Source organism: Streptococcus gallinaceus (assembly GCF_024170225.1).
GTDB classification, from domain to species: domain Bacteria; phylum Bacillota; class Bacilli; order Lactobacillales; family Streptococcaceae; genus Streptococcus; species Streptococcus gallinaceus.
The window spans coordinates 85,056-101,386 of sequence record NZ_JALJXU010000001.1; the positions used below are offsets into that span (position 1 = coordinate 85,056).

Annotated in this window: 17 protein-coding genes and 1 pseudogene; all 18 read left to right on the forward strand. The window is 42.2% G+C overall.

Annotated features, from left to right (window positions below):
• Nucleotides 1-88: 88 nt before the first annotated feature.
• The 18 genes and pseudogenes from J2T50_RS00490 to J2T50_RS00575 all read left to right on the forward strand — a co-directional run bounded on the left by J2T50_RS00490 (nt 89) and on the right by J2T50_RS00575 (nt 16,244).
• A complete protein-coding gene (locus J2T50_RS00490; RefSeq protein ID WP_253362569.1) occupies nt 89-268 on the forward strand; it encodes a hypothetical protein in 180 nt (59 codons plus the stop codon).
• A 1-nt stretch (nt 269) separates the two neighbouring features.
• Complete coding sequence (locus J2T50_RS00495) at nt 270-1,178, forward strand: ABC transporter ATP-binding protein (protein WP_253362571.1); 909 nt, start codon at nt 270-272, stop codon at nt 1,176-1,178.
• Nucleotides 1,156-1,887, forward strand: coding sequence for an ABC transporter permease (locus J2T50_RS00500; RefSeq protein WP_253362572.1), 732 nt, complete (start codon nt 1,156-1,158; stop codon nt 1,885-1,887). Before J2T50_RS00495 ends, J2T50_RS00500 begins: the two co-directional genes overlap by 23 nt.
• Complete coding sequence (locus J2T50_RS00505) at nt 1,887-2,981, forward strand: sensor histidine kinase (RefSeq protein WP_253362573.1); 1,095 nt, start codon at nt 1,887-1,889, stop codon at nt 2,979-2,981. Before J2T50_RS00500 ends, J2T50_RS00505 begins: the two co-directional genes overlap by 1 nt.
• Nucleotides 2,978-3,574, forward strand: coding sequence for a response regulator transcription factor (locus tag J2T50_RS00510; RefSeq protein WP_253362574.1), 597 nt, complete (start codon nt 2,978-2,980; stop codon nt 3,572-3,574). Before J2T50_RS00505 ends, J2T50_RS00510 begins: the two co-directional genes overlap by 4 nt.
• Nucleotides 3,575-3,696: 122 nt before the next feature.
• Nucleotides 3,697-4,689, forward strand: coding sequence for an ABC transporter ATP-binding protein (locus tag J2T50_RS00515; protein ID WP_253362575.1), 993 nt, complete (start codon nt 3,697-3,699; stop codon nt 4,687-4,689).
• Nucleotide 4,690: 1 nt separating this feature from the next.
• Nucleotides 4,691-5,509 (forward strand): ABC transporter permease, encoded by an 819-nt coding sequence (locus J2T50_RS00520; RefSeq protein WP_253362576.1) that lies wholly within the window; start codon nt 4,691-4,693, stop codon nt 5,507-5,509.
• Between the two features lies 1 nt (nt 5,510).
• Nucleotides 5,511-6,296, forward strand: a complete 786-nt coding sequence (locus J2T50_RS00525) for an ABC transporter permease (protein ID WP_253362577.1) — start codon at nt 5,511-5,513, stop codon at nt 6,294-6,296.
• 115 nt (nt 6,297-6,411) lie between these two features.
• Nucleotides 6,412-8,487, forward strand: coding sequence for a penicillin-binding protein PBP2B (pbp2b, locus tag J2T50_RS00530; RefSeq protein WP_301282782.1), 2,076 nt, complete (start codon nt 6,412-6,414; stop codon nt 8,485-8,487).
• An 8-nt stretch (nt 8,488-8,495) separates the two neighbouring features.
• Complete coding sequence (recR, locus tag J2T50_RS00535; protein ID WP_253362581.1) at nt 8,496-9,092, forward strand: recombination mediator RecR; 597 nt, start codon at nt 8,496-8,498, stop codon at nt 9,090-9,092.
• A 299-nt stretch (nt 9,093-9,391) separates the two neighbouring features.
• Nucleotides 9,392-10,438, forward strand: a complete 1,047-nt coding sequence (locus J2T50_RS00540) for a D-alanine--D-alanine ligase (protein WP_253362583.1) — start codon at nt 9,392-9,394, stop codon at nt 10,436-10,438.
• Between the two features lie 55 nt (nt 10,439-10,493).
• Entirely contained in the window at nt 10,494-11,861 is a 1,368-nt protein-coding gene (locus J2T50_RS00545) for a UDP-N-acetylmuramoyl-tripeptide--D-alanyl-D-alanine ligase (protein ID WP_253362585.1), read from the forward strand.
• Nucleotides 11,862-11,982: 121 nt separating this feature from the next.
• Nucleotides 11,983-12,282 carry a DUF4298 domain-containing protein gene (locus J2T50_RS00550; RefSeq protein WP_253362587.1) on the forward strand — a complete coding sequence of 100 codons (300 nt, stop codon included), beginning with the start codon at nt 11,983-11,985 and terminating at the stop codon, nt 12,280-12,282.
• A gap of 85 nt (nt 12,283-12,367) precedes the next feature.
• On the forward strand, nt 12,368-12,922 hold the full coding sequence (locus tag J2T50_RS00555; RefSeq protein WP_253362589.1) for a response regulator transcription factor: 555 nt from the start codon (nt 12,368-12,370) through the stop codon (nt 12,920-12,922).
• 132 nt (nt 12,923-13,054) lie between these two features.
• Entirely contained in the window at nt 13,055-14,128 is a 1,074-nt protein-coding gene (locus J2T50_RS00560) for a HAMP domain-containing sensor histidine kinase (protein ID WP_253362591.1), read from the forward strand.
• A gap of 399 nt (nt 14,129-14,527) precedes the next feature.
• Entirely contained in the window at nt 14,528-15,493 is a 966-nt protein-coding gene (locus J2T50_RS00565) for an alpha/beta fold hydrolase (RefSeq protein ID WP_253362593.1), read from the forward strand.
• A complete protein-coding gene (locus tag J2T50_RS00570; protein ID WP_354279936.1) occupies nt 15,427-15,657 on the forward strand; it encodes a hypothetical protein in 231 nt (76 codons plus the stop codon). The genes J2T50_RS00565 and J2T50_RS00570 overlap by 67 nt, the downstream gene beginning before the upstream one ends.
• Nucleotides 15,654-16,244 (forward strand): annotated as a pseudogene (locus J2T50_RS00575) (M13-type metalloendopeptidase). Before J2T50_RS00570 ends, J2T50_RS00575 begins: the two are co-directional and overlap by 4 nt.
• Nucleotides 16,245-16,331: the final 87 nt, after the last annotated feature.

A 16,331-nucleotide genomic window follows, 5' to 3' on the forward strand; every position in this document is an offset into this window, starting at 1 on the left:
AATGTCATATCATGTCATGACAAAAAGGGCTAATCAGATTAATGAGATTACTGTAAACTAAAGACAAAAGTTGAGAGAAGGAATTAATATGAAAAAAAGCTTAGTTTATGGTTTAGTGATGATCGTGCTGGGTGTTGGACTTGAGCATTGTACTCATTTTTTCACAAATGGTGGTGCGACTATCTTTTATGGGATGATTGGGATGCTTTATGGTTTGATTTACGGATTGCACCCTATATTAAAAGCATTATGTAGTGAGGAAAAATAAGATGAAGAAACCGATTATTTCAGTTGTTCATTTGAGCAAAACAATTAAAAATAAATCTATATTATCAGATATTTCAGTGGATATTTACAAAGGCGATTGTGTAGCCTTGATAGGCCCAAATGGAGCTGGAAAGACAACCTTTATGAATTGTCTCTTGGGTCGCTATCATGTGAGTTCAGGTCAAGTTAGTATAGAAGACCTCTCTCCTAGTCATCGCCGTTTACAAGGGGAAATTGCTCTGTTAAAGCAGGAGAATTGCCTTCCAAATAATCTTAAAGTAAAGGAATTATTAGAGTTTTTCAAAGAGATCGCCCACAATCCTTTATCAGATGAGGAGATTGATACTTACTTAGGATTTAGTGAGGCGCAAAAGCAACAGCTAGCAGAGCAGCTGTCTGGCGGTCAGAAGCGTCTGTTATCCTTTGTGATTTGTTTGATAGGCTGTCCAGATATTTTGTTCTTGGATGAGCCAACGGCAGGCATGGACACCTCGACGCGTAAGCATTTTTGGAAAATCATTTCCCAATTAAAAGAAAAAAGTGTGACGATTATCTATTCTAGTCATTATATTGAAGAAGTAGAGCACACAGCAGATCGTATTTTGGTGTTGCACCAAGGACAGTTGTTACGGGATACAACTTCTTTTGCTATGAGAAATGAGGAACAGGAAAAACAAGTCACCTTATCAAGTGAGTGGTTAAGCCATGTCGAGACTTTAGAGGATGTCTATGATGTCCTTTTAAAAGGAGAGATAGTACAGTTTAAAACTAAAGAAATTGACAAGGTTTGGCAGCTATTGCAAGCAGCTGGTTGCCGTATATCAGATATAGAAGTTCAAAACAAGACCTTACTTGATAGTCTTTTTGATAGTACAAAGGAGGATAATAATGCTAGCTTTACTAAAAATTGAATGGATTAAAACTTGGAGAGAGTGGCCAACTTTTATCATGGCTATCGGAATGCCCGTTGGTTTTTTCTTATTCTACTCAGGAATGACCATGTTTTCTGATCCCGTCCAGCAAAAGGCGTTTATCCAATCCTATATGTTGACCATGACTGCCTTTTCCATGTCTAGTTTTGGCTTTTTCTCCTTCCCTTTCATGCTAGTGGAAGATAGAACCAATCACTGGTTAGCTTATTTAGAGCATTCTCCTATAGCTATATGGCAATATTATGCTTCTAAGGTCTGTCGCGTCTTGTTGTATTTTGCATGCTCCATTATGGTAACATTCCTATTTGGTGCTCTTTTCCGAGGTGTTCATCTGTCACTTGAGCGTTGGTTAGGGTCTATTGCCCTACTCTTAGTATCTAGCTTGATTTTCTTGGCTTTTGGTCTTCTCATTTCACAAATCAAATCTCAGCAAGTTATGTCTATCGTGGCTAATATTGCTTTTCTAGGCTTAGCTATTATTGGTGGGTCATGGATGCCGATAGAGACATTTCCTGGTTGGCTTCAGTCTATTTCAAAATGGACGCCACTTTATCATGTCAATCAATTCGTTGTTCAGTTTGCACAAAATGGTAGCTTTCTATGGAAATCCTTCGCGAGTGTTATAGCCTATGCTATAATAATAGCAGGACTTGCCTTGTGGATAAAAGGCAAAACGGAGGTTAAGTGATGTTTCGTTCCTTTCAAAAAATGGATCCACTTTATTATGCAGGCTTGATTTTCATGATTTTTCCTTTGGGTGGTATTGTTTGGTTTGGTTACCCTACTTGGACGCTTATTCCATCTTTGCTCTTTGCTACAGCCTATTTAGCTATTATTCATATCAAGAATAACTATCCAAAAACGATTGCCTGTCTTTGGACTTACTTATTAGCTTATATCGTCTATATGTCTTGCTTCATTGAAGGCTCCATGATGTGGTTTTTCTTCTATATGATAAACCTTTTGGTGTGGCGATTTGGAGATGGGTTAAAGAGCTATCGCTTTATCTCATTTTTGCTTGCCCTTACTATTGTCGCTATTACTGGGATAATCTGGGCTAGCGATCCAGGATCGCGTATTCTGGTCATCATCATCCCCATCTTTCTTTTAGTCATGTTTTATACCCAATATAAAAGTCAACTAGAAGAAGAGCTGAGGCGGGATATTTACCGGAAAAATGAGACCATCAATCTGCTTGCTGCCGAAAATGAGCGCAATCGTATCGGGCGTGATCTTCATGATACTTTGGGACATACCTTTGCCATGATGACCTTAAAGACTGAGCTTGCCCTGAAACAATTGGACAAGGAAGACTATGGGGCTGTCCGCAATGAATTACAAGACCTCAATCAGATCAGTCATGAATCGATGAAAGAGGTTCGTCAGTTGATCCATCATCTCAAGTATCGGACCTTAGCAGAAGAATTGGCTACAATTAAGGAAATGTTTGATCTGTCAGATATTGATCTATCTGTAGAGAATCAACTTCAAGAAAATCACTTATCTCCGGTTCTTTCCTCGAGTATTACCATGATTTTACGGGAGTTGACGACCAATATTATCAAGCATGCAGCAGCAAAAACCTGTCATATTCGCTTGAGTCAGTCTGATAAGATTCGAATTGAAGTAGAAGATGATGGTCGTGGCTTTGCCAACATAACGGGAGAAGAATTGCAGTCTATCAAGGAAAGACTGCATCTGGTTAAGGGAGAGGTGAGTGTGCTATCAACTGCTCATCCAACGATTGTTTGCGTGACCATAGAAGAAGGAGGTCAGTTATGAGACTTTTGGTTGCAGAGGATCAATCCATGCTTCGTGATGCCATGTGTCAGCTGTTGTTGATGGAAGAGGATGTGGACACGATTGTTCAAGCCTCAACTGGGTTAGAAGCCATTTCTTTATTGCAAACACATGAGATTGATGTAGCTATTTTAGACATTGAAATGCCTCAAAAAACAGGTTTAGATGTTCTTGAGTGGATAAAAACTAACACGTCCATTAAAGTGATTATAGTGACCACATTTAAGCGTGTTGGTTATTTTGAACAGGCGCTAAAAGCTGGTGTAGATGCTTATGTCCTTAAAGATCGCTCAATTGCTGAGTTGATGACAACGATTCACACCGTGTTGGCCGGTAAAAAAGAATATTCGCCAGAATTGATGGAGACAATTATCGGACAGGATAATCCTTTAAGTACACAAGAAACAAAAATCTTACAACTGATTGCACAAGGAAAATCAAGTAAGAGCATTGCAGATACTCTTTTTCTGTCAAACGGGACGGTTCGCAATTACACCTCTTCTATTTTTAATAAATTAGGGGTAACGAATCGTGTGGAAGCAGTTGCTAAAGTGCAGGAAAGGGGTTGGTTATAAATAAAAGAAGCTTTCGGGCTTCTTTTTCTAATTTCTTAAGAAAACGTTTGCATATAGACTGCTAACTTGTTATAATGAGATTCATTAAGACTTGATCATGGGAGATAGGGAGGGCGATTCGTATGGCAATGATCCATGTATCGCATGTGCAAAAGAATTTTAAGAAGACAATCAAAGAACCTGGTTTACTAGGAGCTATGAAATCCTTGGTGAAGCCAGAGTATCAGATCTTTGAAGCCGTGAAAGACCTTAGTTTTGATGTGCCTAAAGGGCAAATCATGGGCTTTATCGGGGCAAATGGTGCGGGCAAATCAACCACTATCAAGATGTTGACAGGCATTCTGACACCGAGTTCAGGTCTTTGCCAAATCAACGGTAAAATTCCCCAGGAAAATCGCCAAGACTATGTTAAGGATATTGGTGTAGTGTTTGGTCAGCGAACGCAGTTGTGGTGGGACTTGGCCTTGCAAGAGACCTATACCGTCTTGAAAGAAATTTACCAGGTGCCTGAGAAGGAATTTAGAAAACGGATGGATTTTTTAAATGAAACACTGGAATTAAACGAATTTATCAAGGATCCTGTTCGGACCTTGTCTCTTGGTCAACGGATGCGGGCAGATATTGCAGCCTCTCTGCTTCATCAGCCCAAGGTTTTGTTTCTCGATGAGCCGACCATTGGCCTTGACGTGGCTGTGAAAGACAATATCAGAAAGGCTATTTCTCAGATTAACAAAGAGGAAGAAACGACGATCATTTTGACCACTCATGACTTGAGCGATATTGAAAATCTGTGTGATCGGATTTTTATGATTGATAAGGGGCAAGAGATTTTTGACGGAACTGTTGACCAATTAAAGACAACGTTTGGGAAAATGCATACGCTGGAATTTGACTTGGCACCAGGACAAGCGCAGAAAAAACTATCCTACGAAGGCTTGACGGATATCGTTGTGAAGCAAGACAGCAATCATTTGACAGTGCAGTACGACACCACGCGCTATCAGACGGCAGACCTCATTCAAAAAACGATGGCTCAGCTTCATATCAGAGACGTGGCTATCAAGGAGGCGGATATGGAGGACATTATCCGACGCTTTTATCGAAAGGAGTTGTAAGATGAAGACCTTTTGGTATCGTTATCGCCCTTTTGTGCGAGCAGGCATTCAGGAAATGATTACCTATCGGGTCAATTTTTTCCTCTATCGCTTGGGAGATGTGATTGGTGCATTTGTCGCTTTTTACCTGTGGAAGGCTGTTTTTGACTCGTCAGCCAATCCAGTGCTACATGACTTTACCCTATCGGACATGACTTTCTATATCATTATCGGCTTTCTGACCAATCTCTTAACCAAGTCAGATGCCTCTTTTATGATTGGAGATGAGGTTAAAGATGGGTCCATTGTCATGCGCTTGCTGCGGCCTGTTCATTTTGCCATGTCTTATCTATTTACAGAGTTAGGTTTTAAGGTCATGGTCTTTTTATCCGTCGGCTTGCCATTTTTACTGGGTGTGGGAATTCTACAGATTTATCAAGGTCAGAGTGTATTTCAGGTGCTAGCGCACTTGCTGGTGTATTTGATCAGTCTTATCATGGCTTATCTGATGAACTTTTATTTCAATATCTGCTTTGGTTTTACGGCTTTTGTTTTTAAAAATCTTTGGGGTTCCAATTTATTGAAAAATTCAGTGGTGGCATTTTTGTCAGGAAGCTTGATTCCACTGGCTTTTTTCCCAAGTTTGGTGAGTAAAATATTGTCCTTTTTGCCATTTTCATCGCTGGTTTACGCCCCGGTTATGATGTTTATCGGCAAGTACAATGCTCACGAGACGCTTGGTGCCTTGGGTTTACAATTATTCTGGTTGGTCTTTTTTATCGGCTTGTCTCAATTGGTTTGGCGAGCTGTTCAGGGGCACTTGACCGTGCAAGGAGGGTGAGATGAGACGTTTAGGACGCTTACATGCTTTGTTTATCAAGCAATACCTCAAGCAGCTGATGGAGTACAAGGTTGACTTTATCATTGGTGTCTTGGGTGTCTTTTTGACGCAGGGACTCAATATTCTCTTTTTGAGGGTGCTCTTTGCCCATATTCCCAATTTGCAAGGATGGAGCTTCGGTCAGATTGCTTTTATTTATGGTTATTCTTTGTTGCCAAAAGGGATTGACCACCTTTTCTTTGATAATTTATGGGCTGTGGGTCAGCGTTTGGTTCGAAAAGGAGAGTTTGATAAATACTTAACTCGCCCGCTAAATCCTCTATTTCATGTCCTGGTGGAAACCTTTCAGGTGGATGCTTTGGGAGAATTGCTCGTCGGGATTCTTCTATTAGTGACGAGTGCTTCTAGCATGGATTGGACTGCTAGCAAGGTCCTCTTATTTGTAGTAACATTGCCATTTGCGACAGCTATTTATACGGCTTTGAAGATTGCGACGGCTAGTATTTCTTTTTGGACCAAGCAGTCGGGTGCGGTGACTTATATTTTCTACATGTTTAATGATTTCGCCAAGTACCCTCTTGCTATTTACCATTCTTTTTTACGCTATGTCATCAGCTTTGTCCTGCCCTTTGCCTTTACAGCCTACTATCCAGCAGCTTATTTTCTGACGGGAGAAGCAGGGCTCTTTCGTTTGGGAGGCTTGGTCATGGCGGCAGTGATTTGCTTGACCTTGTCCATTGCCCTGTGGAATAAAGGTTTGTCTGCCTATGAAAGTGCTGGTTCTTGATATGGAAAAAATCTGGCAAATAGACAATGGTCAACTTTCTCAGGAAAGCTTTACCTAGGTCAGGAAAAAAGGTCTCTCCTGTGTTATAATAAAAAAGAATTTCCAGAAAGAGGTCTTGAAAGTGACGAAAAAGAAACCAGCAGCCAATAAGTTGTGCAATCATATCCCAAGAAGACTCTATATTTTGTTTTCCGTAGTGGTTCTCTTGTTTACAACCTTGATTGCTCGATTAGCCTATATGCAGATTGTTAATCAGGATTTTTATACTAATAAACTGGCGAAAGCTAGCAAGAAAACCATTACCACGAGTTCTGTTCGAGGACAGATTTACGATGCCAAGGGTGTAGCGCTAGTGGACAATCAGGTGGAGCAAGTGGTGGCCTTTACGCGGTCCAATACTATGACAGCGGGTCAGATTAAAAAAATCGCGCAAAGTTTAATCAGCTATGTGACGGTAACCAATGTCTCTAACTCAGAGCGGGACCGTGCAGATTATTACTTGGCGGATGCAGAAACCTATCGAGATGTGGTGTCCAAGCTTCCTAAGAAGAAAAAATTTGATACAGTGGGTAACTACCTCAATGAGTCAACCATTTATGCCAATGCCGTTGCGAGTTTGAAGCCAGAGCAGTTAAATTTTTCTGAAGATGAAAATAAGGTCATCGAACTCTTTTCTCAAATGAATGCGGCTGGTTATTTTGAAACGGTGCACTTGGTGACGGAGCCCTTGACAGCCGAGCAGATTGCCCTCATTGCTGCCAATGAAAAAAATCTATCGGGTATTTCAACAACTAGCAACTGGAACCGGGTGATCAAAGATACATCCTTGGCTTCTATCATCGGGACAGTGACGACTGAGCAGGCAGGATTGCCTCAGGAAGATGCAGCTGAATACCTGAAAAAAGGCTATGCCCTCAATGATCGTGTCGGAACAGCTTACCTAGAAAAGCAATACGAAGAAGTCTTGCAAGGTAAGCACCAAATTCAAGATATTTTATTGGACAAAAATGGAAAAGTAGACCAAATCAAAACCATCCAGGAGGGACAAAAAGGCAATAACATTAAGTTAACGCTGGACTTGAAATTCCAGGATGGGGTCAATGCGATTCTGAAAAGACATTTTGACGCGGAATTGTCGACAGGCAGTGCCCGTTATTCCAACGGTGTCTATGCCGTTGTCCTAAAGCCAAATACGGGCGATGTCTTGGCTATGGCAGGCTACAAGCACGACATAAAGACCAATGAAGTCTCGGAAGATGCACTTGGAACCATTGCCAATGTCTTTGTCCCCGGTTCGATTGTCAAAGGGGCAACCATTGCATCAGGATGGGAAAATGGTGTCATCACGGGGAATCAAGTTCTGACAGACCAGCCAATTCAGTTTGCAGGTTCAACACCGATTAACTCTTGGTTTACAGCTTATGGCAATCAAAACATTACAGCTGTTCAAGCCCTGCAATATTCATCCAATACCTATATGGTGCAATTGGCACTTAAAATGGCCGGTCAGCCCTATGCTTATGGTATGACCTTGGCGGAAAATGACCAAACGACAGAAGCCATGAAGAAATTGCGGGCGACCTTCAAAGAATTTGGGCTAGGTGCGTCTACAGGTATCGACTTACCAAATGAGTCAATAGGTATCGCTCCAGAAGAATTCAGCATTTCCAATTATCTTACCAATGCATTCGGTCAGTTTGACAACTATACTCCGATGCAAATGGCCCAGTATGCAGCGACAGTTGCCAATGATGGCAAACGGATTGCCCCGCATTTGGTGCAAGGAGTCTATGACAACAAAGAAGACGGTAGCCTTGGCAATCAGATCTCTACGGTAACTGGTAAAGAGCTCAATCAGGTCGGAATTTCGGCGGAAGATATGGCGACTATTAAGGAAGGTTTCTATCAAGTTGTTAACGGAACAAGTGGTTTTACAACAGGTCGAGCGATTGCAAATGGAGCCGCTGTTACTATCAGTGCCAAGACTGGTACTGCCGAAACCTTTGTCACTGACGTAAACGGACAAGTTTTAGATGCGGTCAATACAAACATCGTAGCCTATGCACCAAGTGACAATCCTAAGATTGCAGTTTCAGTTGTTTTGCCAAATCTGACAGATCTCAACTCTGCGACTAGTAAAGCTATCGTAACAGAAATCGTCAATCTCTATCACTCACTCTATAAAAATTAAGGAAAACTATGCTCTACCCAACCCCTATTGCCAAGCTGATTGACTCTTATTCGAAGTTGCCCGGCATTGGTATCAAAACGGCGACACGTCTAGCATTTTATACCATTGGTATGGAGGACGATGTGGTCAATGAATTTGCCAAAAATCTCCTAGCTGCCAAGCGGGAATTGTCCTATTGTTCGATTTGTGGAAATTTAACGGACCAAGACCCATGCGGTATTTGCCAAGACCAGACACGCGATTCGTCTAAGATTTTGGTCGTTGAAGATAGCCGGGATGTGTCGGCTATGGAAAATATCCAGGAATACCGAGGTCGATACCATGTCTTGCATGGCTTGATTTCCCCCATGAATGGAGTCGGACCAGACGACATCAATCTCAAGACGCTCATTACCCGTCTCATGGATGGTCAAGTAGATGAAGTCATCATTGCAACCAACGCGACTGCAGATGGTGAAGCGACAGCCATGTACATCTCGCGAGTACTGAAACCAGCTGGCATCAAGGTCACTCGCTTGGCGCGTGGTCTAGCTGTCGGAGCGGACATCGAATACGCAGACGAAGTGACCCTACTTCGCGCCATCGAAAATCGTACAGAATTGTAGGGCCCTGGGACAAAAGTCCAGGGTTTTTAAAAGTTTTTAGTTTAATAATTTGGCGCAGAGGTTGACTGAATGTTCTCATTACTAGCTACGCAAGCAATTTCGAATATTTGTGGCTAACTCTGTTCGCTGTATTTCCAACCACTAAAGATCTACTAGACCTTTAGTGCTAATCAACTGTGCGGAGGTGGAACGACAAAATCGATTTTTACGAAATCACGATTTTTGTTCCACTCTCTTTTCTAGTGCTCTAGGTCAAATTAGTGTATAATAGAAATGAATTTTATAGAAAAGAGAAACTCATGTCAAAACAAACTCTAGTGCTGCTATACGGTGGACGTTCTGCTGAGCGAGAAGTTTCTGTCCTTTCGGCAGAGAGCGTCATGCGCGCCGTAAACTATGAAAAATTCTTTGTGAAAACCTACTTTATCACGCAGACTGGTGACTTTATTAAGACCCAAGAATTTGCAAGTTGCCCAAGTGCGGATGAAAAACTCATGACCAATGCTTCTATTGTTTTGAGTCAAAAAATCAAACCAAGTGATATTTATGAAGAAGGAGCAGTTGTCTTTCCAGTTCTTCATGGACCTATGGGAGAAGACGGCTCAATCCAAGGATTCCTTGAAGTCTTGAAAATGCCCTATGTTGGGACCAATATTCTGTCTTCGAGTGTAGCCATGGATAAGATTACCACCAAGCACGTATTGGAGTCAGCTGGTGTCCCACAAGTAGCCTATACGGTCTATGTAGAAGGTGCAGACCTAGAGGCGGTTATTGCGGAAACATTGGAAAAATTAAGCTTCCCAATCTTCGTCAAACCAGCCAATATGGGCTCTTCAGTTGGTATTTCACGCGCTACATCAGAAGCTGAATTGCGTGATGCTATTGACCTTGCCCTCAAATACGACAGCCGCATTCTCATTGAACAAGGAGTGACGGCCCGCGAGATTGAGGTGGGAATTTTGGGAAATTCAGACGTCAAGACAACAGAAGCCGGCGAAGTGGTCAAGGATGTTGCCTTCTACGATTACCAAGCTAAGTACATTGACAACAAAATCACCATGGATATTCCTGCCAAGATTGACAGCAAAATCATGGATCAAATGCGTGACTACGCAGCAAGCGCCTTTCGTGCCATTGGTGGATGCGGTCTTTCTCGCTGTGACTTTTTCTTGACAGAAGACGGTCAGGTCTACCTCAACGAGCTTAATACCATGCCAGGATTTACCCAGTGGTCGATGTACCCACTTCTTTGGGAAAATATGGGTCTTGCCTATCCTGACTTAATTGAAAAATTAGTTGATTTGGCGCAAGAAATGTTTGAAAAACGTGAAAGCCATTTGATTTAAAAGGTTGGAATACAATCGGGTCTGGACGAATGTCCAGACTTTTTGGAGAAATAGAATGAAGTTAAGTTTACATGAAGTGGCAGAGGTTGTCGGTGCTCGCAATGATGTGACGGCCTTTCCAGATGTTGCCTTGGGAAATATTGAGTTTGATAGCCGCAAGATTCAGGTTGGAGACATTTTTCTTCCGCTGAGAGGCGAGCGTGACGGGCATGATTTTATTGATACTGCCTTTGAAAATGGTGCGGTAGCAACTCTCTCAGAAGTTGACTTGGGCGACCGTCCGCATATCTTGGTCTATGATTGCTTGAAATCCTTGCAAAAGCTAGCCAAATATTACTTGGAAAAAATGCCAGCAAAAGTCATTGCTGTGACGGGTTCAAACGGGAAAACAACCACCAAGGATATGATTTTTGATATCTTGTCCACCACTTATCCAACCTACAAGACGCAGGGAAATTACAACAATGAAATCGGCCTTCCTTATACAGCCCTCCATATGCCTGAGGATACAGAGATGTTGGTGTTGGAGATGGGGCAAGACCATTTGGGAGATATTCATCTCTTGTCAACTATTGCCAAGCCAGCCATCGGAGTCGTGACCTTGATTGGAGAGGCGCACTTGGAATTTTTCGGTACTCGCAACAAGATTGCACAGGGAAAACTTCAAATCGCGGACGGGATGCCACAAGATGGCCTGTTGGTGGCGCCAGCTGATACTATTGTGGATGCCTTTCTACCTAAGCAGCAAGAGGTGGTGCGTTTTGGTGAAGGTGCTGCGCTAGTAGTAAGCGACTTGGTGGAGTACAAGGATCATTTGACATTCAAGACCAATTTCTTGGAAAATGAAATCTATCTTCCGGTAACGGGCAAGTACAATGCGATCAATGCTATGGTAGCAGCCTATGTTGGTCAACAATTGGGCGTTGCGGACCAAGACATTTACCAAGCTCTGGCTCATTTGCAATTGACAAAAAATCGGACGGAGTGGAAAAAGGCGCATAATGGGGCTGATATTTTGTCGGATGTCTACAATGCCAATCCAACAGCCATGAAATTGATTTTGGAGACATTTTCGAGCATTCCTGCCAATGAAGGCGGAAAGAAAATCGCTGTTTTGGCGGATATGAAAGAATTGGGCAAGCAGTCTGTTGCCCTTCATAATCAGATTGTCATGAGTCTCAGCCCAGAAGCTTTGGATACGGTGATTTTTTACGGACAAGATATTGAACACTTGGCTCAATTGTCTAGTCAGATGTTTCCAATTGGCAAGGTTTATTTCTTCAAGAAGAATGACCAAGAAGACCAATTCGAAGAGCTCTACAAGCAGATTAAATCTGTCTTGCAACCGCAGGACCAAATCCTTCTTAAGGGTAGCAACTCTATGAAATTAGGAGAGATTGTCGCTCGTTTAGAACAAGAATAGAGACATTACAGAGCCTGATTCCCCTTACAAAAAGGGAGTCAGTTTTTTTAAAACTTATGGTATTAATGAGGACAAGAAAGCGGGATACTTGTTCAAAAACTATAAAAACCAGGAGGCTATCATGGAAGAAGACATTCGTGCATTTGAAGCCATTTTAAACGAATCCACACAGATTATTGAGGAGCTGGAGCGGGTCCTTGATCAATTTGAGGCCAATCGGAGTCAGTATCAGAAATTAAAGGATTTTTATGGAAGTGAAGCTTACTTTAAAGCGGTGGAACTATTAAATCAGACGGACCAATTTTCGGATATTCCTTGCGGTGTCTTATCAGAGGATGCTGTTTTCAATCTGATAGGGGACCATTATGCCAGTTCCATTCGAATGTTGGAGCTTGCGATGACTTATTTGAAAGAACATTGATGGCGAAATGACCAAATGGGAGGAACTAGAGAAATATGACCTATACAATCCTAGTTGCAGAGGATGAAAAGACGACAAGAGAGGCTTGGAGGCTTTTTTAACCGATCGTGGTTACCATGTGTTGACCGCCAAGGATGGTGAGGAAGCCATTGAGAAATTTGGCCAGGCCTCGCTGGCTATTTTGGACATTATGATGCCCAAGAAAGATGGTTTGGAAGTCTTGAATACCATTCGTCAGGTGAGTCAGATGCCGGTCTTGAGGTTGACGGCTTTGACAGATGAGCACGTTCAGTTTACGTCCTTTGACGAGCTGGCGGATGACTTTATCGAAAAACCATTTTCCTTGTTGATACTCCTGAAGCAGGTGGAGGATTTATTACGCCGCTGTGAAACGCCGGATAGACAGCTGTGGCAATATAAGGAAGCTAGTGTTGATTTCGATTCTTTTCAGGCTTATTATGCCGGGGATGCGGTCTCTCTGACGACAAAGGAAATTCAGCTCTTGCATTACCTGGTGGACCATCCGCGGATGGTCTTGAGCCGTGACCAAATCTTGTCGGCTATCTGGGATGATTTTGAGGCGTCATACGAGCGCGTGATTGATATCTACATCAAGAATTTGCGAAAAAATTGCATCTAGACTGTTTGAAGACGGTGAAAGGAGTGGGCTATCGCTATGACCAAGCTTAAGCTATTTCCGAAGATATTCATGTCCACCCTCTTACTATTCATGTGCTTGATCGCCATCATTCATACGGGAATTTTTTACCTGATGCCAAGAATTTACTCGGATATGAAAGAGGCTGAGAGTGTCCGGAGAATTGATGATTTGGCAGCTAGACTGGACGGCCAATCCAAGGAAGTCATGATGAAGATTGCAGAGACCTACACGCAAAAGCATGTGGTCAATGTGATGCTTGAGATGGACAAGGAAGAGTACTATTTTGGCAATACAACCGTCATTGATATTGGAAATTCAGAAGAGGTCAAGAGTGACTTGAAGATTGCTCTGCCTCAGTCCTATCAGCAGTCGGAATATGTGATTTCAAAAATCCGTAAGATAAAAAATGCCATGGGGCAATCTGTGACCCTGCAGCTGATGATAGATGTGACGTCCATTAAAGAGGCGCGACAGGCCACTATCCGCAGTCTGCCCTACACCTTGGTATTTTCTATTATCTGTTCGCTGATTTTTTCCTACATCTATAATCGGTTGACCGTTCGCCCTATCCGTAAGATGGTTGCGGTGACGGATGAGATGACCCATCTCAATCGCTCGGAACGTTACCCTGTGAAGGGGCAGGATGAGTTTAATATGTTGGGGCAACATATTAATGAATTGTATGAAAGTTTGTTGGCAACTATTGACTCATTGGCAGAGGAAAACGAGTATATTATCCAATTGGAGGAAGAGCGGATTACCGTCTTGCGGGCAGCTTCGCATGAGTTGAAGACACCTCTGACCAGTCTTCGTTTGGTCATTGAAAATATGGTGCTCAATGTCGGCCCCTATAAAGACCGTGATAAATATTTGAACGAGTCCTTGCTGGAAAAAGTCTTCTCCAATCTCTTATCCAATGCAGTGCATGTTACACCCGATGGTGGGAAGATTAGCCTTTCCTTGATTGATGGGAGATTATCTGTTAAAAATCAATGCCCACCCATTCCTCCCGAAAATCTGCGCAAGGTCTTTGAACCGCTTTATCGCTTGGAGCAAAGTCGAAATTCCGAATTTGGTGGTTCGGACATGGGCCTCTATATTGTCAAATTTTTCCTTGGGAAGAAGGGCTATGCCTTTGATTTTCAACCTTATGAAGAGGGAGTGGATTTCTGGATTCAATTTTAATAGATTTGAAAAAACTGGGACTCAATCCTTGGCTCTTGATTTTTAATAATTTTAGCAGTTTGACGCAGTGGTTGACTGAATGCTCTCATTCCTTGCTGCGCAAGCAATTTCGAATATTTGAGGCTAACTTTGTTAGCCCTATCTCCAACCTTCAAAAGTTCCCCGAACCTTTGAAGCTAGTCAACTGTGCGGAGGTGAGACAAAATCGATTTCTACGAAATCACGATTTTTGTCCCACTCTCTTTTTTGTATTTCACATAGGTTTCACATTGGTCTTGTAAACTAGGAGCATATCAAAGGAGGAAGCTTATTACGAAACGTCATTATCAAACTGGAGTTGTTTTACTTGTGGCATGTGCCTTGTTGGCAGCTTATGGGCAAAAGTCACAAAAACATTCTATGTCAGATCAACAACCAAAACAAAGTATGTCTGCTAAGGAAGCAGCGGATGCAGCAAAAGGAACTGCAAAAGAGCCAACTGAAGAAGAAATCAAAAAAATGGCAGAAGCACAAGGTATGGTGGATGTGACATCATACAAACTACAAAAAATTGAAGAATACGGTCAAAAGATTGAAGTCGGTGGAAAGAAAATGAACGTCTATGTGGCTGGTAAAGGTACGATTCCATTGGTTGTATTCCCAGGTTTGGGTGAAATATCTGCTCGCTGGTCTTATAAGAATTTGCTCGATCGCTTGGGTGACAAGTACAAATTGAATGTGGTAGAACCACTTGGTTATGGCCTCAGTGACCAGACAGATAGCCCACGTACGGTGGAAAATACAAGTAAAGAAATCCATACAGCCTTAAGCAAACTTGGCTTGAAAGATTACCATATCCTTGCCCACTCAATGGGTGGTATGTATGCCCTTCAATATGTTAATGACTACCGCAACGAAGTCGCAAGCTTTATCGGTATGGACACCAGCACATCAGGTATAGAAGGCGATAAAGGTGGACAAATCGCAAATCGGAAGCAAACATGGGTACAACGTATCCCAGATGTAGACAAGCATGTCAATGAACAGTACTTCTCACTCGGGCATACCGTTGGGAATAACCCAACTTTGAAAGATGAAGAAAAACGCACCAAAAAATCTAAAAAGCATGACTGGCAAGCAGTTCCCAGAAGGATTCAAAGCCAAATACTTCCTTGCCTCAGAAGTGTCGAAGATATCAAGGCGCGACAAGAAATTTTCCCTAAAATGAAATCATGGGAAGAGCAACATACAGACTTGTCTAAAAATAAAGCAGATGCCTCAACCGAAGTCTTGGAAGGCTCACACCTTACCCAATACGAATTACAAAGAACGATTGGCTTTCTCCAGAAACAAAAGCGCAAGCCATCAAGAAATTGGATGCTATGAAGCTGTTAATTGGCTATCCTGATGATTACTCTAATCTCTATCGAGACTACCAATTTGATAGTAAGGCTAGTTCTTTGAAAATAACTATCGCTACAAATACCTGTCTCAAAAACGAAATTTTGAAGGATTTAACCAACCACATCAACGTGATGAGTGGAAGATGAGTGCCAATGCGGTCAATGCCTATTATGATCCAAATGCCAATGCCATCGTCTTTCCAGCAGCTATTCTTCAGGCACCATTTTACGATAAAAACTAATCCATCAGCCAAAATTATGGCGCTATCGGGGGTATTATCGGACACGAGATTTCCTATTCCTTTGACATCAACGGGATGAAGTTTGACGAAAACGGCAATCTCCACAACTGGTGGACGGAAAAAGATTTGGCTAATTATAAAGAAAAAGCCAAGGCTATGGTTGCTCAGTGGGATGGTCTAAAAGTCACTGGTGGTAAGGTCAATGGTCAACAAACCTTGGCTGAGAACATCTCTGATAATGGTGGTGTCATGGTGGCACTGGAAGCCTTGAAGACAGAAGCAAATCTAAATTACAAAGAGTTCTTCCAATCTTGGGCAGCTGTATGGCGCCAAAAAGCGACCAAAGAATTTAGTCAGTTTTCAGTGCAGTCAGATGCGCACTCGCCTTATGAACTACGTGCCAATATCCCTGTTCGCAATTTCAAGGAATTTATGATGCCTTTGGTGTTAAAAAAGGGGACAAGATGTACATGGCACCAGAAAAACGCCTGACTATCTAGTAAGCAGTAGAGTCATGCTAAACTCGCCCTTCTAATAATTGTTCAATAAAAGAAGTCAACTTAAATTGAGTAATTTTTG